Below are 20,623 nucleotides of genomic sequence, written 5' to 3' on the forward strand. Positions count from 1 at the left end.
CGGCTTACTTTTACCGGTCGAGAACCGAGCGAAGCTCGACGAGGTTAGAGCGCACCCGCAGAACGTAGAATCCCATGGTGGCAAGGTGGGAAGGCATGATCCAGCCACTTTCCTCGCCGTTGGAGATGATGGCCGGCTGGATGCGTAGCGCGGCGCGTGTCTGCGACAGCGTGTCGTTCCACAGATTGGTCAGGTTACGCTCGCGGATGACCTGCGAGAAGTCTGATCCGGCGGCCGAAAGCACGCCGTAATAACCGTAAAGCTGGCCATAGGCAAACCAGAAACGGTCGTCGGCGCGGGTGTCGAACCAGCCGCCATTATAATTTTCCGAACGTTCGCGCAGAATTGCAGACGTGGAGCCGATATCGCCGGCAATACGGTCGATGAACTGGATCAGGTTGTCGGCGCGGGTATCGAAGACGGCCTTGCAGGCGGTAAGCTCGCCGTTGAAGGCCTGGAAGCTGCGGATAGCGGCGCGGTAATAGCTGGGTGTCGGTGTCTTCGGGCCGAAGGGATCGAGGCCGAAATACCAGGAATATTCGCTGAACTGCATGTTGCCACGCGCTTCCTGGAGATTGTTGTTGATGCCGGAGGTTCCGCGCACGCGTCCGAGCGTATCCACCAGCTCCACCGAGGTGCGGCGCACCGCCTGGTTTACGCCGCGCTGAAACGACGCCTTGTTGTCGAGAAACGGCGTGCTGTCCCAATCCATGCCAAAGAGGCCGAGGCGATAGAGCAGCATGGAGGAAATCCATGCGTTCTGGTTAACGTTGAAGTCGGTAAGGTCAACGGCGGCATCCACGATGGCCGAGCGCTGGCACACGGGTGCGGAAGTGTTTGCGGCAACGCCGGTCGCGCCGGCGGCGGCGGCCGGGGTTGCGGTCGGCAATTCCTGTCCGGGCGGCACGGTGCGTTCTGCAAGTTTGTAGCGGGAAATGTAATCCGGATCGAAATTCGTCCAGACCTGCGTTTGCCAGACGAAATATCCGTAGAAACCGGCCAGCAGGATGAGAACGAGAGCGATCGGACCCTTGATGAGCCAGTTACGGCCGCTGTACCAGCCATGGGCGGCCATGAAGGGCCACAAAAGCCAGGCGACGAGAAGACCGGCGGCCCTGCCGATGGCGCTGAAGGCTGCCTGAATCCAAGCGGTTATCCGGTCGATCATGTCGTCATCGTCTCCTCTGCCCTTGGGGCTGGATGCCGGAAGAAGAAACTTCGGTCCGGCCGCACCCTTCGGCGCTTCGTGTAAACCGCGGCCATTTGCTGTCTTCCAGATATGTCCCGGCCAATCGGGATACAACATGATTGCGAAACTTTTCTCAACCTGCGGTCCGCGCCGGCCGTTGCGGCATTTCCATGATGCCTAAGCAACGGGACGGCGCGGGACAGAGGCAATATGAGCTTAGAGGCCGAGCTTTGCGATCTCCTCGTTCAGCCGGTCGCGTGCCTTTTTCGGCAGCTTGCCATTTTTGACGGCGTCCAGATTGGCCGGTGTCGTATCGCCGACGACCACGAGCGCGATCATGCCCATGCCGAGATGCGGGGTGCATTTGACGACGTAAGCGCCTTCCTTCTCGACTGTCACTTTGACCGCTTCGTTCATTTTGCCTTTGAACTCGGCAACGCCCTCGGGGATCATGTCCTTCACGGCCGCCGCATCATGGCCCTTGTCGACCGGCACGAAAGTGATGACGTCGCCGACGGCGGCCTTGACGGTTGCAGGCTCAAAGACCATCGCCTGACCATCGCTGCCCTTGTTGAGCATCTTCACTTCGATTTCGGCGGAAAAGGCGGGAAAAGCGCAAAGAGCTGCGACGATGGCGAGGCCGGCGAATTTGGCAGTTCTGTTCTGCATATTTTGCTCCTGAGAGAAAGCACATCCACGCGAATGTGTCGCCGTCGTCTTAGAGCAGGAGCGGGCAAGCCATCTTTGCGAAAAATCAAATGCGGCAACCGGACGCAGCGGATCAGCTGCAGTTAAACGTCTCCACCCAGTGGCGGCGGCAGAAGGAAACGTATTTTCCGTTGCCGCCGACCTCGATCTGGGCGCCTTCCGTCACGACCTTTCCGTCGCTGTCGAAGCGGGCCACCATCGTCGCCTTGCGGCCGCAATGGCAGATGGTGCGGATTTCGCGAAGCTCGTCGGCAATGGCGAGCAGTTCCTTCGAAGCGGGAAAAAGCTTGCCCTGAAAATCCGTCCGCAAGCCATAGGTCATGACCGGAATGTTCAGCCGGTCGGCAATATTGGCAAGCTGCCAGACATGATGCTCGGAGAGGAAATTAGCCTCATCGATGAAAACGCAGGCGACAGGCGCCTCTGCGTGCAATGCCGCCACCTCGGCAAACAGGTCAGTATTTTCATCAAAGGTCCGGGCTTCGGAGGACAGGCCGATACGCGAGGCAACACGGCCGACGCCGGCCCGGTCGTCAAAGGCGGCCGTAAAGATCAGCGTGCGCATGCCGCGTTCCTGATAGTTATAGGACGCCTGCAAGAGCATTGTCGATTTACCGGCATTCATCGTCGAATAATTGAAATAGAGTTTTGCCATATCCACTCCCGGAGCGCCTCGTGTCTGTGGACGCTTCGCAATGCTTCAACCTATTAAACGGCACATCGCGCCCCACAAAAGCGATTCTCGTTTTGCGTCGATGCCACATGCCGCGTCTTTTGACGGCGGAAAGGCGGGTTGAAAAGTGCCATCAAGGGAAAAACACAGATTTCGGCAACCTACCTTTTTAACGGATCGCGTCGGTGAAAAGGCGTTATTCTCACGATTTGTCGCAAACGAGGGGCCAAAGCACGCAAATGCACGCGAGTTGATTGTGACCGGAAGATATTGATAATGGCAAGGGAACGAAAAAAAGGGAGCAAACAATGTTTGCAAATAGAAGTCGCTGTCTGGCGCTTGCCGCAGCAATCTCCTCCATGACGTTCAGCGTGGCCAGTGCCGCCGAACCGGCAAGCTGCGGCACGGTGCGCTTTTCTGATGTCGGCTGGACCGACATCACCGCCACGACGGCGACCGCCACCGTGCTTCTGAAAAGCCTTGGCTATGAAACCGACGTCAAGCTTCTTTCCGTGCCTGTTACCTATACATCGTTGAAAAACAACAATATCGACGTCTTCCTCGGCAACTGGATGCCGACCATGGAGGGCGATCTTGCGCCTTACCGCGCCGACAAATCGGTCGAAGTGCTGCGTGAAAATCTGACCGGCGCCAAGTACACGCTGGCGACCAATGCCAAGGGTGCCGAACTCGGCATCAAAGATTTCAAGGATATCGCCGCCCACAGCGCTGACCTTGGTGGCAAGATCTACGGCATCGAACCCGGCAATGACGGCAACCGCCTGATCCTCGACATGGTGTCCAAGGATACTTTCGGCCTCAAGGATTTCCAGGTCGTGGAATCATCCGAGCAGGGCATGCTGGCGCAGGTCGCGCGTGCCGATAAGGCCGGCGAGCCGATCGTTTTCCTCGGCTGGGAACCGCACCCGATGAACACGAATTTCAAGCTGACCTATCTCACGGGCGGTGACGACGTGTTCGGTCCGAATTTCGGTGGTGCGACGATCTACACAAATGTTCGCAAGGGTTACGTCGGAGAATGTGCCAATGTCGGCACCCTGCTCAAGAACCTGCAATTTTCCCTGCCCATGGAAAACGAGATCATGGGCAAGATCCTGAATGACGGCCTTGAAGGCGAGGCGGCGGCAACCGCCTGGCTGAAGGCCAATCCGGCGGCGATCGAGCCTTGGCTCGCCAACGTCAAGACCAAGGACGGCAGCGCCGACGCCCTGCCGACCGTCAAGAAGGCTCTCGGCCTTTAAGCCGCAAGATGATGCATGACTGCACCCGGCCTGCGCGTCAGGCCGGATGCAGTGGGAAATACGATGCCCATGCATGACCTTGTCCGCGAATTTCCTCGCATCGAAGGCCATGTATCTGCGCCGCGCCCGGCAGGTATGCTGCCGGCCGTCGTTTCTGTATTGGATCAATTTCGGTGATACGTGATCACCGGAATTCTCCGCTTCTTTGTTGTCTGCGCAATTCCGGACGCAAAACCGCTCTGCAATTTTGCTGGAATTGTTCTAGTTCACGAAAGGTCTTTTCTTACCGTGGAATGGCTCAGCGCTCCTGAAAACCGCCTGCCTGTCGGTCGATATGCCAAGGAGGCCATTGACTGGCTAACCGGCAATCTCGCTTTTTTCTTCGATTGGCTTTCTTTCATTTTCCAAAGCGTCATCAACGCCCTGCTTTATGTCTTGCAGGCGCCGCATCCGCTGGTCATCGTCGCCATCTTGACGGCGCTTTCGGCCTGGACGCGCCGCTCGGTCGGCATGCCGGTCTTCACCGCACTCGGCCTGTTGCTCATCATCAATCTCGGTTACTGGAAAGCGACGACGGAAACGTTGGCCCTGGTGATCGCTGCGAGCGCCGTGTGTATGATCATCGGCATACCGCTCGGCATATTGGCGGCGCGGCGCAAGTGGATCTATGCCGGCATGCGCCCGGTGCTCGATCTGATGCAGACCATTCCCACCTTCGTCTATCTCATTCCGGCGCTGGTGCTGTTCGGCCTCGGCATGGTTCCGGGGCTCATCGCCACAGTCATCTTTGCCATTCCCGCCCCGGTGCGGCTCACACGTCTCGGTATTGTCTCGACGCCGCCGGCACTGGTGGAGGCGGCTGTCGCCTTCGGTGCGACGCCATCGCAGGTGCTGCGCAAGGTGGAGCTCCCGTTCGCAGCGCCGCAGATCATGGCCGGCCTGACCCAGACGATCATGCTATCGCTGTCGATGGTGGTCATTTCCGCACTCGTCGGCGCCAATGGTCTCGGCGTGCCCGTTGTGCGCGCCCTGAACACCGTCAATATCGCCATGGGCTTCGAGGCAGGACTTTGCATCGTCGTGTTGGCGATCGTTCTCGACCGGCTTTTCCGGCTTCCCGGCGCGGAGGATGACCTATGAGCGACGCCATCATCTTTGGAAATGTCGATATTGTTTTCGGCGACAGGCCCGACGCGGCGCTGCCGCTGATCGACAAGGGCAGCACGCGTGATGAAATCAATACCGAAACCGGACTGGTTCTGGGTGTCGCCAACGCATCGCTGACCGTGAGCGAGGGCGAGATACTCGTGCTGATGGGGCTTTCCGGCTCGGGCAAGTCGACCCTGCTCAGGGCTGTCAACGGGCTTGCGCCCGTCGTGCGCGGCAGTGTCAGCGTGAAGACCAAGTCCGGCTACGTCGATTCCTATCGTTCGACGGCGAAAGCGCTGCGTGACCTGCGCATGCACACGGTGTCCATGGTCTTCCAGCAATTCGGCCTTCTGCCCTGGCGCAACGTTGCAGACAATGTTGGCTTCGGGCTCGAACTGTCCGGTGTGCCGGAAGCCGAGCGCAAGCGCATGGTGGCCGAGCAGCTCGAGCTGGTAAACCTTTCCGCCTGGGCAGACCGCAAGGTGGGAGAGCTTTCCGGCGGCATGCAGCAGCGCGTGGGGCTGGCCCGGGCGTTCGCTACCGGCGCGCCTATTCTTTTGATGGACGAGCCGTTCTCGGCGCTTGATCCCCTCATCAGAAGCCGCCTGCAGGACGAACTCCTGGAATTCCAGAGCCGGCTGAAGAAAACCATTCTCTTCGTCAGTCATGATCTCGACGAGGCCTTCCGCATCGGCAACCGCATCGCGATGATGGAGGGCGGGCGCATCATCCAGTGCGGTACCCCGCAGCAGATCGTCAAACAGCCGGCGACGCCCTATGTCGCGGATTTCGTGCAGAACATGAACCCGATCTCCATGCTGACTGCCGCGGATGTGATGAAACGGGGCGTGGATGAACAGAGCGGCCGCCTGGCCGTTGCCGCCACAGCCCTTCCTTCGTCGCCATTGATCGATATTCTCGACGCGCTATCAAAACACGCCGGCGCGATCGGCGTTGTCGATAATGGCGCGATCGTCGGTACGATTTCGGCGGATGAAGTCGTGGCGGGGCTGACGCGTCACCGGAAGAAATAGTGATTCGCCCATTTTGAACAAAAGCAGAGGGCTTCCATCTTGGAAGCCCTTTTTCTTTTGTGGCAAAATCCTTGCAACACAAGCTGAGGCTTCCCACGGTGGCAAAGAATATTTTTAAATATCACAAGTTATGCATTAAAATAATTACGAATAAAAATCATATTGCAAACTTGGCAAAAATTGCGCAATGTTAAAACAGATTCTTTGGTTCGTTATTAAATTTAAGGTGGTAATAGATTGTTGAGCCGGAACCCGGCGTCAGGCGTTAAGATTGGGGTGCTTTAGTTTTAATCTCCAATTTCTTATAAATACTATTTCTAATACATGTTTTTATTATTTTTTTCATAAAATCAGGCAGAACGCCGAAAAATTAATCACAATTTATTAAGTAAATAAGCGGTCAAGAATAGTCTTTGGAAGGGACGCGATATAAGCAAGATTTAGGTATATACAACGTATCGTCCGAATTATAAAAACACCTTTAGAACACCTATAATAGCCACCATGACCGTCTCTTCGACTGTCATCAGGAGACTTGAGCGTATGGATAATCAATCTCTGTCGGAACATAGCATCGCAGCTGCAGACTTGCTCTCAGCTATGGCGAACCCTAAGCGCCTGATGATCTTGTGCACGCTGGTGGATACGGAAGTGCCTGTTGGTGTTCTCGCTTCACAGGTTGGTCTTAGTCAGTCCGCTCTTTCGCAGCATTTGTCGAAATTGCGTGCCCAGCGACTGGTAAAGACACGACGGGATGCGCAGACCATCTATTATTCGAGCAACTCCGAATCCGTGAAGAAAATCCTCGCTTCACTCGAGGACATCTACTGCCAGGCGCAGAAGAGCAGCAAGACAGCGGCTTAACGTGGGCCCATCTAGCCCGGGCAATGAGACTGAAGTAAAAACCGGCGCGTGACGCCGGTTTTTTTTATTGAAGCGGCCTTTTGCGCTCGTGAGCTTCCTGATGGGGCGTTGAGGTGTTTTCAGTTCGCCGCAGTGGCCTGCACTTGCGCCTTCAGGCGGCTTGCCGCAGCGGCGTATCCCCCATCCGCACCGTCTACAAAATGCATGTGATCCCGCGAAAGTGGAGAGGGCACGATACAGGTCATCAAGGCGGCATCCTGCTCGTGCAGGCCGTAATAGCAGCTGCCCGCGAGACGATCCCTTTCCAGCCTTGCGCGAATTTTTTCGAGCCGCGCGGTGTCGATATCCACCGTCATCTTGAGGCCGTCATCGAATTTTCTGAAATCGGTGTTGCTCGCGACCGAGCGCCGGTAATGCGCGGCGCTGAAACGTCCGAGCGATAGTCCCGTGGCGCCAAGAAAGTTGACGAGTAGGCTTTCGCCGAGAATGCGTAGCGAACGGCGTGTCTTGCCCCAGACATCGTGATAGGCAGCGCCGGCCCGGGCCTCGAGGCCAAGACCCTCGCGCACGAAACCGAGTTTCGGCCCATCTTCGGGCACGGGGTGGCCGTGCCTTGCATCCTGCTCGGCGAGATCGACGAGATCGATCACCAGTTGGCGGAATGCCGGCATGTCCCGCGACGGCCCCGGCACGGCGATGATCGACACCACCTTGCCATGGGACGCCGGAATGGGATTCCAGCGACAGGACAGTCCTGTCAGGTCGGGGCGCTCACCCGCTTCCGCTGTGGGCAGGGCATATTGCCCCTCCTTCATCCGGGCTTCTGCCCAGCTGTTGCCGCCGCCCGAAAACATGGCGTAGGAAACATTCTCACTTGCCTGAAAGCGGGCGACGCGAATATCGAAACCATTCTGGCGAATATCCTCGACGGGAACCAGCGCCACGCGCATCGCAAGGTCGAGGTCGTCCTTCACCCAGCGCTGTACATTCGAAAGGGCGGTGCGCGCCACAGACAGGCCGTAGGGCGGTACGGCAACGGCGGCACCATCGCCACCGAAGACGAATGGCAGGTCGTGACGGCCGAGGCTGTTTGATAAGCCTGATATGACCGCGGCACCCGCCATGTTGACGGCCTTGTAGCGGCCGGTGCCGATTGCTGCGGTCGAATCAACGATATCGGCAATGGCCAACCCCCAACCCGGCGGCAGGGCGCGGTAAAGCGCCGGGTCGGCCACGTCTTCAAAATGCCGGAAGACGGGCAGGCCCGTCAGAAACTCTTCGTCTGCTGCGATCATGGCGTATTATCCCCCAGCAGCAGCCAAACGCCAAGCATTTAGGCGAGGCGAATTTGTCCGTTTCGAACGGGCAATCCAAGCCGGTCTGACGATTGATTTACTGCGAATAGACCTAATCCAGCAAAGGTGACTTGCATAAATCATCAAACCTTCCGTATGAGTTGAGTGGAAGGCTCGGAATTCAAATATGGAACGAGTTTTCGCCGGGAGGCGTCCGATAGTTTCATTCGGTTTACGCCCATGGCGCTCATCGGGGCAAGGCCCCATTTCCAAGGAGACACCAGGATGAAACTGAAGACATTGACCAGCGTGACGCTCGCCGCGTCCTTCGCATTTGCACCTCTTGCTCATGCCGAAATCGTCATCGGTCTGATTGCGCCGCTCACCGGCCCAGTTGCCGCTTATGGCGACCAGGTCAAGAATGGCGCCCAGACGGCAGTCAATGAAATCAACAAAAAGGGCGGCATACTCGGCGAACAGGTCGTGTTGAAGCTTGCCGATGATGGCGGCGAACCCAAGCAGGGCGTTTCAGCAGCCAACCAGCTCGTTGCCGAAGGCATTCATTTCGTCGTCGGTCCCGTTACCTCGGGCGTTGCCATTCCGGCCTCGGACGTCTTTGCCGAAAACGGTGTCCTGATGGTGACGCCGACGGCAACCGCACCCGGCCTCACCAACCGTGGCCTGTCTAACGTCTTCCGCACCTGCGGTCGTGACGACCAGCAGGCCGAGGTTGCGGCGAAATACGTTCTTGCCAACCTCAAGGACAAGAAGATCGCCATCATCCATGACAAGGGTGCTTACGGCAAGGGTCTGGCAGATGCCTTCAAGACCACGCTGAATGCCGGCGGCGTCACCGAGGTACTCTACGATGCGCTGACGCCTGGCGAAAAGGACCTGGGTGCGCTGACCACCCGCCTGAAGTCGGAGAATGTCGATATCGTCTACTTCGGCGGTTACCATCCGGAAGCAGGTCTTCTGGTGCGTCAGTTGAAGGATGTCGGCGCCAAGACTGCCGTTATCGGTGGTGATGGCCTTTCCAACAGCGAGTTCTGGAACATTGGTTCGCAGGCTGGGGAAGGCACGATCTTCACCAACGCTTCCGACGCGCTGAAGAACGACGATTCCAAGGCTGCTGCCGAGGCGCTGAAGGCTGCCAACATTCCGGCGGAAGCCTTCACGCTCAATGCATACGCTGCGGTTGAAGTTCTGAAGGCCGGTATCGAAAAGGCCGGAAGCGCCAAGGATTCCGAAGCGGTCGCCACTGCACTGAAGAGCGGCGACGCTTTCCCGACGGCAATCGGCAAGGTTACCTATGGCGAAAGCGGCGACCTGACTTCGCAGGCCTTCTCGCTGTTCAAGTGGCAGGACGGCAAGATCGTCGCAGCCGAATAAGCTGATGGTACCGGCCGCACCCGTTGCGGCCGGTTTCATTTTCAGGCCCGAAAAGGATCGATGCAGCATGACCGATGCCGGGGAGCGCGTGGACGGGAATTTTGGCTTCGAGAAGATATTTCCTATCGTCAGAACGTTTGACGAGGGCAAGGCGCGCGAGTTCTATATCGATTTTCTAGGCTTCACTGTGGATTGGGAACATCGCTTCGGTGAAAATTTCCCGCTCTATATGCAAGTTTCCCGGGCGGGATTAGGCCTTCATCTCAGCGGCCATCATGGCGATGCGACACCGGGCTCTAATATCTTCGTCACCATGCACGGCGTTCGCGCCTTTCAGCATGAACTGGCGGCGAAGGACTATCGTTATATGAAGCCGGGTGTCGAGGAACTGCCCTGGGGTGACGTGATGGAAGTGACCGACCCCTTCGGCAATCGCATCCGTTTCTGCGAACAGAAAATCCGGTCGTAAGTCCTATCGGGCGCTGCGGCTCTTGACCTTTCCCTTCCTTTGAACGATAGAACGCGCGAATAGCGAACCGCGCGCACGGGAACCCCGTGCGCGCGGTTCGTGCGTTTTGGCACTTGATGATGCAATTCGTTCGCATCCGCACGGGGGCAGAAAATGAACACTGAAGGCAACGCGCTGGTCAGGAAGCTTGCGTTCTGGGGCATCCCGCTTTCTTTCGGCGTACTGGGTCTTAAACTTGTCGCCTGGTGGGTCACAGGCTCCGTCGCGCTGCTATCGGACGGTCTGGAATCGACCGTCAACGTGGTCGCGGCATTTATCGCCTATTTCGTCATTCGTTATGCGCAGAAGCCCGCAGATGACGACCACCAGTTCGGCCATCACAAGGCGGAGTATATTTCCGCTGTCGTGGAAGGCGTGCTGATTGTCGTTGCCGCTCTCCTGATCGTGCAGGAGGCATGGGGGGCCTTGTTTAGTCCGAGATTGCCGGAAGCACCGGCGCTAGGTCTTGCGATCAATGCCGCGGCTGGTGTCATCAATGCGGTGTGGGCGACAATCCTCATCCGCGTCGGCAAACAACATTCTTCACCGGCACTTGCGGCAGATGGCCATCACATCATGTCAGATGTCGTCACCTCGGCGGGTGTTCTTGTCGGTCTAGTTCTGGCGCTTCTGACGGGTTACGCCATTCTCGATCCGCTGCTCGCCGTATTGGTTGCCATCAACATCCTGTTTCAGGGATCGAAGGTCATCCTGCATTCGCTTGGTGGGCTGATGGACCGGGCGGTGGAGCCGGAGGAAGACGAGGCGATCAAGAAGGCAATTGCCGAACATTCCGGTGGCGTCATCGGCGTGCATGATCTTAGAACCCGCCGTGCCGGTTCGGCCGCCTTCATCGATTTTCACGTCGTCGTTCCTGCCATCATGACGGTACGCGAGGCGCATGATATTTGCGACCGCCTTGAAGATGCCATAAGGGACGTCATACCGGGTGCCAGCCTTGCCATTCACGTCGAGCCTGAGGGCGAAATGGCGCATGGCGTCAAAGTCATTGTATAAATAGTCAGGAGTTTTCCATGTCCGTGACGGATGTTTCCGGCCTGTCGCAGCTGGGCACGAAGGTCGATACGCCAGAGAGCCCGGAAAAGGCCGTTCTTGAAAAAGTGCCGAACGGCAATGCCGGCACCGATTATGTCGTGCGCTTTACCGCGCCCGAGTTCACCTCTCTTTGCCCGATGACCGGCCAGCCGGATTTCGCCCATATCGTCATCGATTATATTCCCGGCGATTTTCTGGTGGAATCGAAGTCGCTGAAGCTGTTCCTGCAGTCCTTCCGCAACCATGGCGCATTCCACGAGGATTGCTCGGTCTATATCGCCAAGCGGCTGGTGGAATTGCTGCAGCCGAAGTGGCTGCGTATCGGCGCCTACTGGTATCCGCGCGGTGGCATTCCGATCGATGTCTTCTGGCAGACTGGACCGGCGCCCGAGGGCGTATGGCTGCCGGATCAGGGCGTTGCCACTTATCGCGGCCGCGGCTGATCCGGCTCTTTAGGTGATAAAAAGCTCAGGCGAACGAGCTATCGTCGCCTGAATCGAAATCAGCGTCGTCGGCGCTGTCGTCGTAATCGGCCTGCTGGATATCGTCGTCATTGTTATCCTGCGAGTTTGAGCTGTCACCATAATAGTTGTTGATGACCGTTTCTTCGACCGGCGCATTGCCAGTGCCGCTATTGCCGCCGAAAGGCGAGCCGAGGCCGAGCGACGACATGTGGCTGCCGAAGATGCCGCTCAGCGAATTCGCAAGCAGCATACCGCCTGCAACGCCTGCCGCGGTGCCAAGCGCACCTTGCAGGAAACCGCCGCCAGACCGGCCGACTGCTGCCGGCTGCTGACCCCACGGTCCACCGGGCTGCTGCTGGGCTGCCTGCGATCCCCACGGACCGGCCGTCTGGCCAGCGGTATCGTTGCGCCACGAGGCTGGCGCAGCAGCAGCGGGTGCAGGTGTCGGGGCTGGTGGCTGCGGCTGGCCGGTTCCGAAGATGGAACTGAGAAAGCCGCCCTGCGCTGCGGCCTGAGGGGCCGGGTTGGCGCTTTCCAATGCGTGGATGCGCTCTTCGAGCTGCTTTATATGAGCTGCCGCCGCTTCCAGACCCTTCTCCTGTACGATCACCGCCTGAGCGAGATAATAGGGAGCTGCTGGCTGATCGCGCACGGCGTCTGCGATCAAAGTTTCCGCCTCGCGGTCACGCGGGGTAGAGGATGCGGCCTTGGTTCTTTCGAACAGGCCTTTGAGAAGCTGGCTTTCTTCCGGTGACATATGCTGCCTCCTTACCGTGAAGCGTAAATCCACGATAAGGAGGTAGGCTACAATTCTGGCTTTTCAAAGCGGTCCGAATTTTAAATTTCGGTAATGATACTCAACCGCCAAAAGCAAGAGAGAGGCCCGCAATCGCCGTGAGGGCACCGACCGTGCGGCTGGCGACCGAGCCGAAGCGGGCGATGCCAAGACCAAGCGCGATGCCGGCGGCATGCAGGATGGCGGTGGCGATCAGGAAGCCAACGCCGAATTGCAGGGCGCCGGCGCTGCCGAGTTCACCGCCATGGGCGTGGCCGTGAAAAAGGGCGAAGGCGCCAACGACGGCTGCCGCCGCTGCCGTGGGGAGCCTTGCCGCCATCGCGACCAGCAGCCCAAGGCCAATGACGGAGGCGAGAATGGCGGGTTCGACGAAGGGAAGGTCGATGCCGTAAACCGCCATCAAGAAGCCGACCGCCATGGTGCCGACAAAGGCGGCGGGGACGATCCACAGCGCCGTGCGGTCGTTGCGGGCAAAGGCGATCTGTGAGGCCCAGATGCCGACGGCCACCATCGCCAGAATATGGTCTGCGCCGAAGAAGGGGTGGGATACGCCGGCCATGAAGGAGCCGTGTTCTTCCGGGTTCAAATGCGCAAAAGCGGGCAGAGTGGTAAGGCCGAGTGCCGCAGCGGCAAGGCTTAGTCTTTTCAGCATGGGTCCCTCTTAAGATTATCGCCGCCTACCGGGTATCTTGGGGTTCCCGCAGCGTGCGGTACTGCAATGAGACGCTGACGATATCGCGAAGACGAACGAGCTGTCCATGCGTCATCTGCCGGGGGTGCTGTTTATTGTTCGGGCGCGAACCTTGTCTTTTTTGCTCATTGCCTTACGTAACAAGTCGCACTATGTCCGAAGGGCATGCAAGAATTACGCTGGAGAGAGCCGTTGATGAACGAAGACGAAGACGACAAGAGCAAGGAACTGCCGATCGGCAAGGAAACGGAAGCGAATCTTTTCAAGTCGCGTTCGATCTTCATCTATGGTGGCATTACGCAGGAACTGGCGCAGAAGGTCTGCACGCAGCTCGTGGCCCTTGCCGCCGCCAGCGACGACGACATTCGCGTTTACGTCAATTCGCCGGGCGGCCATGTCGAGTCGGGTGATTCCATTCATGACATGATCAAGTTCATCAAGCCGAAGGTTTACATCATCGGCACGGGCTGGGTCGCCTCCGCCGGCGCGTTGATTTATGTTTCGGTGCCAAAGGAACGTCGCCTTTGCCTGCCGAACACCCGCTTCCTGCTGCATCAACCCTCCGGCGGTACACGCGGCATGGCATCCGACATCGAAATCCAGGCCCGCGAAATCATCAAGATGAACCAGCGCCTGATCAAGATCTTCTCAAAGGCCACCGGCCAGAGCGAAGAAAAGATCGCCAAGGACATCGATCGCGACTACTGGCTGAGCGCCGATGATGCGAAAGACTACGGCCTCGTCGGTAAGATCGTCGAGAGCCAGTCGGAACTCTGAGTTTCTGACTTTCTGTTGAAAAAGCCCGTGCCAGTCAAAACTGGCGCGGGCTTTTTCCGTTCAGGCTGGTGTCATTTCATGGTGTCACAGGCCTTCATCATGTCGGCCTTTTTCATCTTGTCCTTCTGCATTCCGGCCTTGTGCATGCAGTCCTTTTTGCCGGTCATGGACATGCCGCCTTTTTTCATCGTCTCTGCCTTCATGGTGTCGCTATGCATGGTATCCTTCGTCATCATATCGGTCTTCATGCTGTCGGCATGGGCGATGCCTGCAAAGGACAGAGCGGAAAAGAGGGAGGCGGTAGCAATGGCTGTGAAGATGCGGGTCATGAAGGTCTCCTCTGGATGTCGTTGCGTGTCCGCCGGCATCGTGCCGAGGGTTCACGATTGTCCATTCGAGTGCGACCAGCCGACCGTTACATCTTCACGCGCTTGTGACTTTAACTTCGGGCGAGATTTTTTTTGAGCCACTATGTAACAATACCCTGCCGATTGCGAATAACCCGATAGTGAAGATGACTGGCAGCCCTTCGGAAGAAACATTAAAAATGTTGATGCTGCGTTCCCTGGATGGGGACGAAGCTTCCTACAGGCATTTGCTCCATGCCTTGAGGCGGCTGCTAGTCGCCTATTACGGCCGGCGCATGGCCAGCGCCGCGCGCGCCGATATGGAAGACCTTGTGCAGGAAACCCTGTTGTCGCTGCATGCCAAGCGGGAGACCTATGATCGTGCGCGACCGTTTACGGCATGGTTCTTCTCGATAGCGCGCTACAAGCTCATCGATCACTATCGGGGCAGAGGCAGGCGCATGTTCTCGGAAGTTGAACTTGATGAAACACTGGAGGCGGAGCCTTCCGTCGATGCGGTCATGGCCCGTATAGACGTCGAGCGACTGCTCGATGAATTGCCCGAGCGGCAGCGCGACCTCATCAGAAGGGTGAAGCTTGAGGGCCAGTCGATCGCCGAAGCGGCGGAAAAATCCGGACAGACCGAGCTTGCGGCGAGGGTCGGCATTCACAGAACGCTGAAAGTCCTGGCGGCAAAGTTGCGGGGGGACACATGAGGAAGACGGAAGACATCATCGAAAAATTGGCGGGTGACCTGAAGCCCGTGGCCGCGTTTGCGCTTGAGCGCAGGCTGGCCCGCGCGGCCTTGCCGGCGCTCGGCTTTTCACTCCTCATGATGTTCCTGATTCTGGGGCTGCGCGGGGATATGAGCGAAGCGATGACCGAACCGGGTTTCTGGGTCAAATCCGCTTATAATGCCCTGCTGGCCCTGACTGCATTTCTTGCCGTCATGCGTCTTGCGCGGCCGGACGGCGACAGAGGCGGCCTGTTCGCCTGGCTTGCCGTGATCTTTGTCGCCATGGCGGTGATAGCGCTGGTCCAGCTTGGATTTGCTCTACCGGGCACCTATCGCACCCTCATTATCGGATCATCGGCGCTGCATTGCCCGTTCCTGATCGTTGGTTTTGCACTGCCCCTGTTTCTGGCGAATTTCTCGGTTCTCAGGCGTTCGGCCCCCACCGACCCCACGCTTGCGGGTTTCGCCGCTGGCCTTGCGGCCGGCGCGGCGGGGGCCTGGGTCTATTCGTGGTTCTGCACCGAAAACGGCATGGCTTTCGTGCTGATCTGGTACTCGCTCGGCATTCTCATAACCGGCGTGATCGGCGCTTTTACCGGTTCGCGGCTGCTGCGTTGGTGAGGCGTACCCGTTAGCGCGTAGTATGTCTTGCCATCAGGCAGGTTTTTTGATCTTCAAGACGGTGAAAATCAGGAAACCGCCATGCTGAAAGATCTTTCCTTCCAGAGCCTGTTCATGGGGTGCCTCACCGCCTTTGTCGGCTTCGCCAGCTCCTTCGCCGTCATATTGCAGGGCCTTAAGGCTGTCGGTGCCACGGATTTCCAGGCTGCATCAGGGCTGATGGCGCTTTCGGTGGCGATGGGTCTCTGTGCCATTATTTTGTCCGTTGCCACGCGGATGCCCATCAGCATGGCCTGGTCGACGCCCGGAGGCGCCCTGCTGGCGACCACGGGGGTGATCGAGGGTGGTTTTCCGGCTGCCGTCGGTGGCTTCGTCGTCTGCGCGATCCTGATCATCATTGCCGGCCTGTTCAGGCCGCTCGGAAGGGCGGTCGCCTCTATTCCAGCACCGCTGGCCAATGCCATGCTTTCCGGGGTCATCATCGGCCTGTGTTACGCGCCGATCAAGGCAATCGGTTTCAACGCGGCGCTCGGCTTGCCAATCATTCTTGCCTGGATCGTGGTGGGCGCTTTCCGGCGGCTTTTCGCCGTGCCTGCGGCGCTTGCGGCCTTCGTGCTTGTCATGATCTTCGGTGTCGATATTCCCGCGGGCGCTCTCGACAGCGTGGCGCAATCGCTGACGCCGCCGATGGAATGGGTGACGCCCACCTTCAGCCTGCACGCCGTCGTCTCCATCGCGCTGCCGCTCTTCATCGTTACCATGGCCTCGCAGAATATTCCCGGTATCGCGGTGCTGAAGGTTAATCATTACGATCCGCAGCCCGGACCGCTTTTCGCCGCGAGCGGTTTCTTCTCGCTGCTTTCAACGCCCTTCGGCGGCCATGCGGTCAATCTTGCGGCAATCACTGCCGCAATGTGCGCGGGCGAGGATGCCCATCCTGACCCGAAACGACGCTACTGGTCGGCCATCATCGCCGGTATCGGTTATATCATCTTCGGCCTGCTGGCCGGTGGGGTGACCGCCTTTGTGGCGCTCGCGCCGCCCATCCTCATTCAGGCGGTGGCGGGACTGGCGCTGGTCGGCGCCTTTGCCGGCTCGGCGGTCGCGGCTTTCAAAGAGCCGGAAACCCGCGAGGCAGCGGCGATCACCTTTCTCATCACGGCGTCCGGGCTCTCGTTCGGCGGTGTTTCCGGAGCCTTCTGGGGGTTGATCGGCGGCGGGTTGATGATGGCGTTGCAGCGGGTGGTGAAGCGTGGTTAGGCAGAATGGACCACCGAAAGGCTGGAGACTGGCAGGGTCGGAAAATAAGGCCGCGCCGCACAACATCACTTGTCAGACCGCCAGCTGCTGTTTATACACGTCACCATGAGCAACCGCATCGCAACCATTTTCGGCATGAGCGCGCAGATTTCTGCGAAGGCCTCGCCGTGCGGTGCACTCTCGCTTCTTAGCCTCGACCTTACACGCGGTTGCCGGGTCCAGTGAGGAGCGCCCGGCGGCCGAAAGCCCGCTGGTGCAAACGCTCCTCAACTCGAAATCTCATTTTATACTGGATTTAGGCTCTCAAGGGCCGCGCATCCGCCGATGGCTTCAGACGCCCGCGGACCGCGCAAGGAGGAAGCGATATGGACGGCAAGATCACTAACATTTCCAAGGGCATGAGCGACGCGAGCGTGAAGTATCGCCCTTACCCGACCATCAATATCCCCGACCGCACCTGGCCGGGCAAGACCATCGACAAGGCGCCGATCTGGTGTTCGGTAGACCTGCGCGACGGCAATCAGTCGCTGGTCAACCCTATGGGTCATGACCGCAAGGCCCGCATGTTCAAGCTGCTGCTGGAAATGGGTTTCAAGGAAATCGAGATCGGTTTCCCGTCGGCCTCGCAGACGGATTTCGATTTTGCCCGCTGGTGTGTGGAAGAGGGCAATGTGCCTGACGATGTGTCGTTGCAGGTCCTGGTGCAGTGCCGCCCGGAACTGATCACCCGCACGTTCGAAGCGCTGGAAGGCGCCAACAAGCCGATCATCCATTTCTACAATTCCACCTCGGAACTGCAGCGCCGTGTGGTGTTTGGCAAGGATGTAAACGGGATCAAGCAGATTGCGGTTGATGCGGCCAAGATGATTACCGACATGGCGGCGAAGGCCGGCGGCGGTTACCGCTTCGAATATTCGCCTGAGAGCTTCACCGGCACAGAGCTGGAAGTGGCGCTGGAAATCTGCAACGCCGTAGTCGAGGTTGTGAAGCCGACGGCCGACAACAAGCTGATCCTGAACCTGCCGTCGACGGTGGAAATGGCGACGCCGAACATCTATGCCGACCAGATCGAATGGATGTGCCGCAATATCGACAATCGCGAAAACGTCATCATCTCCCTGCATCCGCATAATGACCGCGGCACGGGCATCGCTGCGACGGAACTGGGCCTGATGGCGGGTGCCGACCGCGTCGAAGGCACGCTGTTCGGCAATGGCGAGCGTACGGGTAACGTCGACGTCGTGACGCTGGCGCTGAACATGTATACGCAGGGCGTCGACCCTGAACTGGATTGCCGCGATATCGAGCGTATCAAGGCGGTGTATGAATATTCCAACGAAATGACGATCCCCGAGCGCCACCCTTATGTCGGCGAACTGGTCTATACGGCCTTTTCCGGCTCGCATCAGGATGCCATCAACAAGGGTATGAAGGCGATCAAGGTCGCCAACCATCCGGTGTGGGAAGTGCCCTATCTGCCGATCGACCCGAAGGATGTCGGCCGTTCCTACGAGGCGATCATTCGCATCAACTCGCAATCGGGCAAGGGCGGGATCGCTTATATTCTCCAGCAGGATTACGGCATCAACCTGCCGCGCAATTTGCAGGTGGAGTTCCGCGAGGATATCCAGCGCATCACCGACGAAGAGGGTGTCGAGCTGCCGGCCAAGCGCATCTATGAGCGCTTTATCGAGCGTTATGTGACGCAGCCGAATGCGCGCATCAAGTTCGTTGATCACCACACCTATCCGGCCGGTGATTTCAAGGGCGTGCGCATCGTTGCCGCCGAGATTACCGATAATGGTGAGGTGAAGCGTATCGAGGGCAAGGGCACCGGGCCCATCGATGGTTTCATCAATGCGCTGTCGGTTTATCTCGGCATCGATCTCTCAGTGAATGATTATTCCGAGCATTCGTTGCAGCACGGCTCGAATGCTTCGGCTATTGCTTATGTCGAGATGGAGCATCCGGGCGGTAAGCTGTTCGGGGCAGGGGTCAATACGAATATTGTTGGGGCGTCGCTGGAGGCGATCGTTTCGGCGGCCAATCGGGTGCTGGAAGAGCGGGCGAAATAAGTCGGCTTGAGGGTGGGCTTACCCCCTTCTGCCCTGCCGGGCATCTCCCCCTCAAGGGGGGAGATCGACTCGCGGACAGGTCTCGCCCCTCTCAACGTTTGTGAATGAAATGGCGGTAGTGCTTCCTGCTGATCTCCCCCCTTGAGGGGGAGATGTCCGGCAGGACAGAGGGGGGTAACCCACCCTCCAACGTCTCACTCTTCCGGGCTCTGCTCCGCCGGCCGCGAAAAACCCAACGGCCGCCCGTTTTCATAAAACACCCTCACATCCTCCAGCGCCACGCCGGTCCCCGTCTCATTGAGACTATGCCGTTCGCAGGCGACGCTCCACGTTCCCGGCCCACCGGAAATGTGAAAGAGATTATAGGCCGCGCGCGGTTTTTCCCCGCCCGGCCCCTGGCTCGCAGACGCGATGCCGACGACCGGAATATGGTCTTCCCCGTGATGCGTATTCAGCCAATAAACAGTGTTCAAATGCGTATGACCATGCAGCACGAGTTCCGCGCCGCCGACGCCCAGCGCCGCTGCAAAACGGCGAACGCCGAACATGCGTTTGTGAGCGGCGGTGGCTCCCCGAATCGGCGGGTGATGGATCATCACAACGCGGAAAAGGCCCTGGTCACCGGCTTTTTTCAAAAGCTCGGCCGTGGCACGGGCCTGCCGGTTGCCGAAATAGCCGGTGGCCGAAAAAGGCGGCGTGGCAATCGAGGTGGAACAGCCGATCAGCGCCACGGGGCCACGCACGCGCATATAGGGGAAAATCTTGCGGTCCTCATCCCATTCCGCCGGGTCGCCATCGCCGCGCACATAAGGATACCAGGCTTGCATGGCCTTGTCGTGCGCGCCGGAAACATAAGCATCATGATTGCCGGGAACGACGGAGGTTTTTTCGGGCTCGCCCACTTCCTCCAGCCAGTCGGCGGCGGCGCGAATTTCAATGCCGGTCGCAAGATTGACGAGATCGCCGGTAATAGCCAGATGATCCGGCGACTTCGCCTCCAGATCATCGAGCAGCTTTTCCAGCGTGTCGGTGAAGAGATGTTTGCGACGGTTGCGGTGCCAATTGACGAAACCGGTGATACGCTTGGATGCAAGTTCCCGGAAAGTGAGTTTTGGCAGTGGCCCTAAATGGACGTCTGAAATATGCGCAAGTTTGAACATGGCGGCAGAGATAACCTATGATATGCGGCACGTCCAATAAAAGCCTGCCAGAGTGGAGAAACCGGGGTGAATGACGAAACAACCGAGCGGCAGGCCCGTCCGTTCCATATGCGTGTCTTCATCCGCTTTCTGCATTTCATTTTCCTGCTCACGCGGGGCGCCACGCTTGGGGTGCGTGCTGTCTGTTTCGATGAAAAGGGGAGGATTTTTCTGGTGCGGCATACGTATCTGCCGGGCTGGTATCTGCCGGGAGGTGGAGTGGAACGCGGCGAGACGCTGATCGCGGCGCTGCACAAGGAAATCCGCGAGGAAGGCAATCTCGAAGCGGCCTCAAAGCCGGAGTTTTTCCACGTCTATCTCAATCTGGAAGGCAGCAATCGCGACCACGTCGCGCTTTACCGGCTGGATGTCACCCAGACCCGGCCGAAAGAGCCGGATCACGAAATAGCGGAAAGCGGCTTTTTCGACCTTTCGGACCTGCCGGAAGGGGTGACGCCTGCCACCCGCCGCCGCCTTGCCGAACTCTCCGGCGAAGCGGCGATTGCCGACTACTGGTAGCGGCGACG

The 20,623-nt window shown here is 58.5% G+C and carries 22 protein-coding genes; 14 read left to right on the plus strand and 8 right to left on the minus strand.

The features are described from left to right. Positions 1 to 10: 10 nt before the first annotated feature. The 3 genes from ACFVTJ_RS01485 to ACFVTJ_RS01495 form a co-directional block, all read right to left on the minus strand. Positions 11 to 1,168 carry a DUF2333 family protein gene (locus ACFVTJ_RS01485; protein ID WP_386904015.1) on the minus strand — a complete coding sequence of 386 codons (1,158 nt, stop codon included), beginning with the start codon at positions 1,166 to 1,168 and terminating at the stop codon, positions 11 to 13. Between the two features lie 237 nt (positions 1,169 to 1,405). Next, positions 1,406 to 1,858 (minus strand): pseudoazurin, encoded by a 453-nt coding sequence (locus ACFVTJ_RS01490; RefSeq protein WP_386904017.1) that lies wholly within the window; start codon positions 1,856 to 1,858, stop codon positions 1,406 to 1,408. A 112-nt stretch (positions 1,859 to 1,970) separates the two neighbouring features. After that, the gene (locus tag ACFVTJ_RS01495) at positions 1,971 to 2,552 is read right to left on the minus strand and encodes a thymidine kinase (protein ID WP_386904018.1); all 582 of its coding nucleotides are present in this window, start codon (positions 2,550 to 2,552) and stop codon (positions 1,971 to 1,973) included. 377 nt (positions 2,553 to 2,929) lie between these two features. On the opposite strand from ACFVTJ_RS01495, the gene ACFVTJ_RS01500 reads away from it, so the two are divergent. The 4 genes from ACFVTJ_RS01500 to ACFVTJ_RS01515 all read left to right on the plus strand — a co-directional run bounded on the left by ACFVTJ_RS01500 (position 2,930) and on the right by ACFVTJ_RS01515 (position 6,879). Then, entirely contained in the window at positions 2,930 to 3,832 is a 903-nt protein-coding gene (locus ACFVTJ_RS01500; RefSeq protein ID WP_386905235.1) for a choline ABC transporter substrate-binding protein, read from the plus strand. A gap of 288 nt (positions 3,833 to 4,120) precedes the next feature. Continuing rightward, positions 4,121 to 4,972: a choline ABC transporter permease subunit gene (gene choW, locus ACFVTJ_RS01505; protein WP_035240066.1), complete on the plus strand. Its 852-nt coding sequence runs from the start codon at positions 4,121 to 4,123 to the stop codon at positions 4,970 to 4,972. Further along, positions 4,969 to 6,015, plus strand: a complete 1,047-nt coding sequence (gene choV / locus ACFVTJ_RS01510; protein WP_386904020.1) for a choline ABC transporter ATP-binding protein — start codon at positions 4,969 to 4,971, stop codon at positions 6,013 to 6,015. The genes choW and choV overlap by 4 nt, the downstream gene beginning before the upstream one ends. 543 nt (positions 6,016 to 6,558) lie before the next feature. Continuing rightward, on the plus strand, positions 6,559 to 6,879 hold the full coding sequence (locus tag ACFVTJ_RS01515) for a helix-turn-helix transcriptional regulator (RefSeq protein WP_006314636.1): 321 nt from the start codon (positions 6,559 to 6,561) through the stop codon (positions 6,877 to 6,879). A 119-nt stretch (positions 6,880 to 6,998) separates the two neighbouring features. Here ACFVTJ_RS01515 and ACFVTJ_RS01520 read toward each other — a convergent pair whose 3' ends face one another. After that, positions 6,999 to 8,174 (minus strand): DUF3095 domain-containing protein, encoded by a 1,176-nt coding sequence (locus tag ACFVTJ_RS01520; RefSeq protein WP_386904023.1) that lies wholly within the window; start codon positions 8,172 to 8,174, stop codon positions 6,999 to 7,001. Between the two features lie 285 nt (positions 8,175 to 8,459). Here ACFVTJ_RS01520 and ACFVTJ_RS01525 point away from each other — a divergent pair, with 285 nt between their 5' ends. From ACFVTJ_RS01525 to queF, 4 genes are all read left to right on the plus strand, one after another. Then, positions 8,460 to 9,566 (plus strand): branched-chain amino acid ABC transporter substrate-binding protein, encoded by a 1,107-nt coding sequence (locus ACFVTJ_RS01525; RefSeq protein ID WP_386904024.1) that lies wholly within the window; start codon positions 8,460 to 8,462, stop codon positions 9,564 to 9,566. 67 nt (positions 9,567 to 9,633) lie between these two features. Continuing rightward, the gene (locus tag ACFVTJ_RS01530) at positions 9,634 to 10,035 is read left to right on the plus strand and encodes a glyoxalase superfamily protein (protein WP_386904026.1); all 402 of its coding nucleotides are present in this window, start codon (positions 9,634 to 9,636) and stop codon (positions 10,033 to 10,035) included. Positions 10,036 to 10,188: 153 nt separating this feature from the next. After that, positions 10,189 to 11,091 (plus strand): cation diffusion facilitator family transporter, encoded by a 903-nt coding sequence (locus ACFVTJ_RS01535; protein ID WP_386904028.1) that lies wholly within the window; start codon positions 10,189 to 10,191, stop codon positions 11,089 to 11,091. Between the two features lie 17 nt (positions 11,092 to 11,108). Continuing rightward, complete coding sequence (gene queF, locus ACFVTJ_RS01540; protein ID WP_004430149.1) at positions 11,109 to 11,573, plus strand: preQ(1) synthase; 465 nt, start codon at positions 11,109 to 11,111, stop codon at positions 11,571 to 11,573. Positions 11,574 to 11,598: 25 nt separating this feature from the next. Here queF and ACFVTJ_RS01545 read toward each other — a convergent pair whose 3' ends face one another. Beyond that, the gene (locus ACFVTJ_RS01545) at positions 11,599 to 12,351 is read right to left on the minus strand and encodes a DUF2076 domain-containing protein (RefSeq protein ID WP_386904031.1); all 753 of its coding nucleotides are present in this window, start codon (positions 12,349 to 12,351) and stop codon (positions 11,599 to 11,601) included. Between the two features lie 100 nt (positions 12,352 to 12,451). Beyond that, complete coding sequence (locus tag ACFVTJ_RS01550) at positions 12,452 to 13,042, minus strand: HupE/UreJ family protein (protein ID WP_386904033.1); 591 nt, start codon at positions 13,040 to 13,042, stop codon at positions 12,452 to 12,454. A 234-nt stretch (positions 13,043 to 13,276) separates the two neighbouring features. On the opposite strand from ACFVTJ_RS01550, the gene ACFVTJ_RS01555 reads away from it, so the two are divergent. Next, positions 13,277 to 13,858, plus strand: coding sequence for an ATP-dependent Clp protease proteolytic subunit (locus ACFVTJ_RS01555; RefSeq protein WP_142840408.1), 582 nt, complete (start codon positions 13,277 to 13,279; stop codon positions 13,856 to 13,858). A 71-nt stretch (positions 13,859 to 13,929) separates the two neighbouring features. On the opposite strand, the gene ACFVTJ_RS01560 is transcribed toward ACFVTJ_RS01555, so the two are convergent. Next, positions 13,930 to 14,187, minus strand: a complete 258-nt coding sequence (locus ACFVTJ_RS01560) for a pentapeptide MXKDX repeat protein (protein ID WP_386904036.1) — start codon at positions 14,185 to 14,187, stop codon at positions 13,930 to 13,932. 218 nt (positions 14,188 to 14,405) lie between these two features. On the opposite strand from ACFVTJ_RS01560, the gene ACFVTJ_RS01565 reads away from it, so the two are divergent. From ACFVTJ_RS01565 to leuA, 4 genes are all read left to right on the plus strand, one after another. After that, positions 14,406 to 14,921 (plus strand): sigma-70 family RNA polymerase sigma factor, encoded by a 516-nt coding sequence (locus ACFVTJ_RS01565; RefSeq protein WP_386904038.1) that lies wholly within the window; start codon positions 14,406 to 14,408, stop codon positions 14,919 to 14,921. After that, positions 14,918 to 15,562, plus strand: a complete 645-nt coding sequence (locus ACFVTJ_RS01570; protein ID WP_386904040.1) for an NrsF family protein — start codon at positions 14,918 to 14,920, stop codon at positions 15,560 to 15,562. The genes ACFVTJ_RS01565 and ACFVTJ_RS01570 overlap by 4 nt, the downstream gene beginning before the upstream one ends. An 81-nt stretch (positions 15,563 to 15,643) precedes the next feature. Then, a complete protein-coding gene (locus ACFVTJ_RS01575) occupies positions 15,644 to 16,822 on the plus strand; it encodes a benzoate/H(+) symporter BenE family transporter (protein WP_386904042.1) in 1,179 nt (392 codons plus the stop codon). A 365-nt stretch (positions 16,823 to 17,187) separates the two neighbouring features. Beyond that, complete coding sequence (gene leuA, locus ACFVTJ_RS01580) at positions 17,188 to 18,897, plus strand: 2-isopropylmalate synthase (protein ID WP_386904044.1); 1,710 nt, start codon at positions 17,188 to 17,190, stop codon at positions 18,895 to 18,897. Positions 18,898 to 19,091: 194 nt separating this feature from the next. Here leuA and ACFVTJ_RS01585 read toward each other — a convergent pair whose 3' ends face one another. Further along, positions 19,092 to 20,057 carry a metallophosphoesterase family protein gene (locus tag ACFVTJ_RS01585; RefSeq protein WP_386904046.1) on the minus strand — a complete coding sequence of 322 codons (966 nt, stop codon included), beginning with the start codon at positions 20,055 to 20,057 and terminating at the stop codon, positions 19,092 to 19,094. Positions 20,058 to 20,123: 66 nt separating this feature from the next. On the opposite strand from ACFVTJ_RS01585, the gene ACFVTJ_RS01590 reads away from it, so the two are divergent. Further along, positions 20,124 to 20,615, plus strand: a complete 492-nt coding sequence (locus tag ACFVTJ_RS01590; RefSeq protein WP_386904048.1) for an NUDIX domain-containing protein — start codon at positions 20,124 to 20,126, stop codon at positions 20,613 to 20,615. The last annotated feature ends 8 nt before the right edge of the window (positions 20,616 to 20,623 follow it).

Source organism: Agrobacterium sp. NPDC058088 (assembly GCF_042885035.1).
Classification (GTDB): domain Bacteria; phylum Pseudomonadota; class Alphaproteobacteria; order Rhizobiales; family Rhizobiaceae; genus Agrobacterium.

What these genes read in the sequence shown, in the direction of transcription:
- ACFVTJ_RS01525 (WP_386904024.1), top strand. Translation starts at nt 8,460, where the DNA reads ATGAAACTGAAGACATTGACCAGCGTGACGCTCGCCGCGTCCTTCGCA.
- choV (WP_386904020.1), top strand. Translation starts at nt 4,969, where the DNA reads ATGAGCGACGCCATCATCTTTGGAAATGTCGATATTGTTTTCGGCGAC.
- ACFVTJ_RS01530 (WP_386904026.1), top strand. Translation starts at nt 9,634, where the DNA reads ATGACCGATGCCGGGGAGCGCGTGGACGGGAATTTTGGCTTCGAGAAG.
- queF (WP_004430149.1), top strand. Translation starts at nt 11,109, where the DNA reads ATGTCCGTGACGGATGTTTCCGGCCTGTCGCAGCTGGGCACGAAGGTC.
- leuA (WP_386904044.1), top strand. Translation starts at nt 17,188, where the DNA reads ATGGACGGCAAGATCACTAACATTTCCAAGGGCATGAGCGACGCGAGC.
- ACFVTJ_RS01550 (WP_386904033.1), bottom strand. Translation starts at nt 13,042, where the DNA reads ATGCTGAAAAGACTAAGCCTTGCCGCTGCGGCACTCGGCCTTACCACT.
- ACFVTJ_RS01565 (WP_386904038.1), top strand. Translation starts at nt 14,406, where the DNA reads ATGTTGATGCTGCGTTCCCTGGATGGGGACGAAGCTTCCTACAGGCAT.
- ACFVTJ_RS01585 (WP_386904046.1), bottom strand. Translation starts at nt 20,057, where the DNA reads ATGTTCAAACTTGCGCATATTTCAGACGTCCATTTAGGGCCACTGCCA.
- ACFVTJ_RS01555 (WP_142840408.1), top strand. Translation starts at nt 13,277, where the DNA reads ATGAACGAAGACGAAGACGACAAGAGCAAGGAACTGCCGATCGGCAAG.
- ACFVTJ_RS01515 (WP_006314636.1), top strand. Translation starts at nt 6,559, where the DNA reads ATGGATAATCAATCTCTGTCGGAACATAGCATCGCAGCTGCAGACTTG.
- ACFVTJ_RS01575 (WP_386904042.1), top strand. Translation starts at nt 15,644, where the DNA reads ATGCTGAAAGATCTTTCCTTCCAGAGCCTGTTCATGGGGTGCCTCACC.
- ACFVTJ_RS01520 (WP_386904023.1), bottom strand. Translation starts at nt 8,174, where the DNA reads ATGATCGCAGCAGACGAAGAGTTTCTGACGGGCCTGCCCGTCTTCCGG.
- ACFVTJ_RS01570 (WP_386904040.1), top strand. Translation starts at nt 14,918, where the DNA reads ATGAGGAAGACGGAAGACATCATCGAAAAATTGGCGGGTGACCTGAAG.
- ACFVTJ_RS01535 (WP_386904028.1), top strand. Translation starts at nt 10,189, where the DNA reads ATGAACACTGAAGGCAACGCGCTGGTCAGGAAGCTTGCGTTCTGGGGC.
- ACFVTJ_RS01545 (WP_386904031.1), bottom strand. Translation starts at nt 12,351, where the DNA reads ATGTCACCGGAAGAAAGCCAGCTTCTCAAAGGCCTGTTCGAAAGAACC.
- ACFVTJ_RS01500 (WP_386905235.1), top strand. Translation starts at nt 2,930, where the DNA reads ATGACGTTCAGCGTGGCCAGTGCCGCCGAACCGGCAAGCTGCGGCACG.
- ACFVTJ_RS01490 (WP_386904017.1), bottom strand. Translation starts at nt 1,858, where the DNA reads ATGCAGAACAGAACTGCCAAATTCGCCGGCCTCGCCATCGTCGCAGCT.
- ACFVTJ_RS01485 (WP_386904015.1), bottom strand. Translation starts at nt 1,168, where the DNA reads ATGATCGACCGGATAACCGCTTGGATTCAGGCAGCCTTCAGCGCCATC.
- ACFVTJ_RS01495 (WP_386904018.1), bottom strand. Translation starts at nt 2,552, where the DNA reads ATGGCAAAACTCTATTTCAATTATTCGACGATGAATGCCGGTAAATCG.
- ACFVTJ_RS01560 (WP_386904036.1), bottom strand. Translation starts at nt 14,187, where the DNA reads ATGACCCGCATCTTCACAGCCATTGCTACCGCCTCCCTCTTTTCCGCT.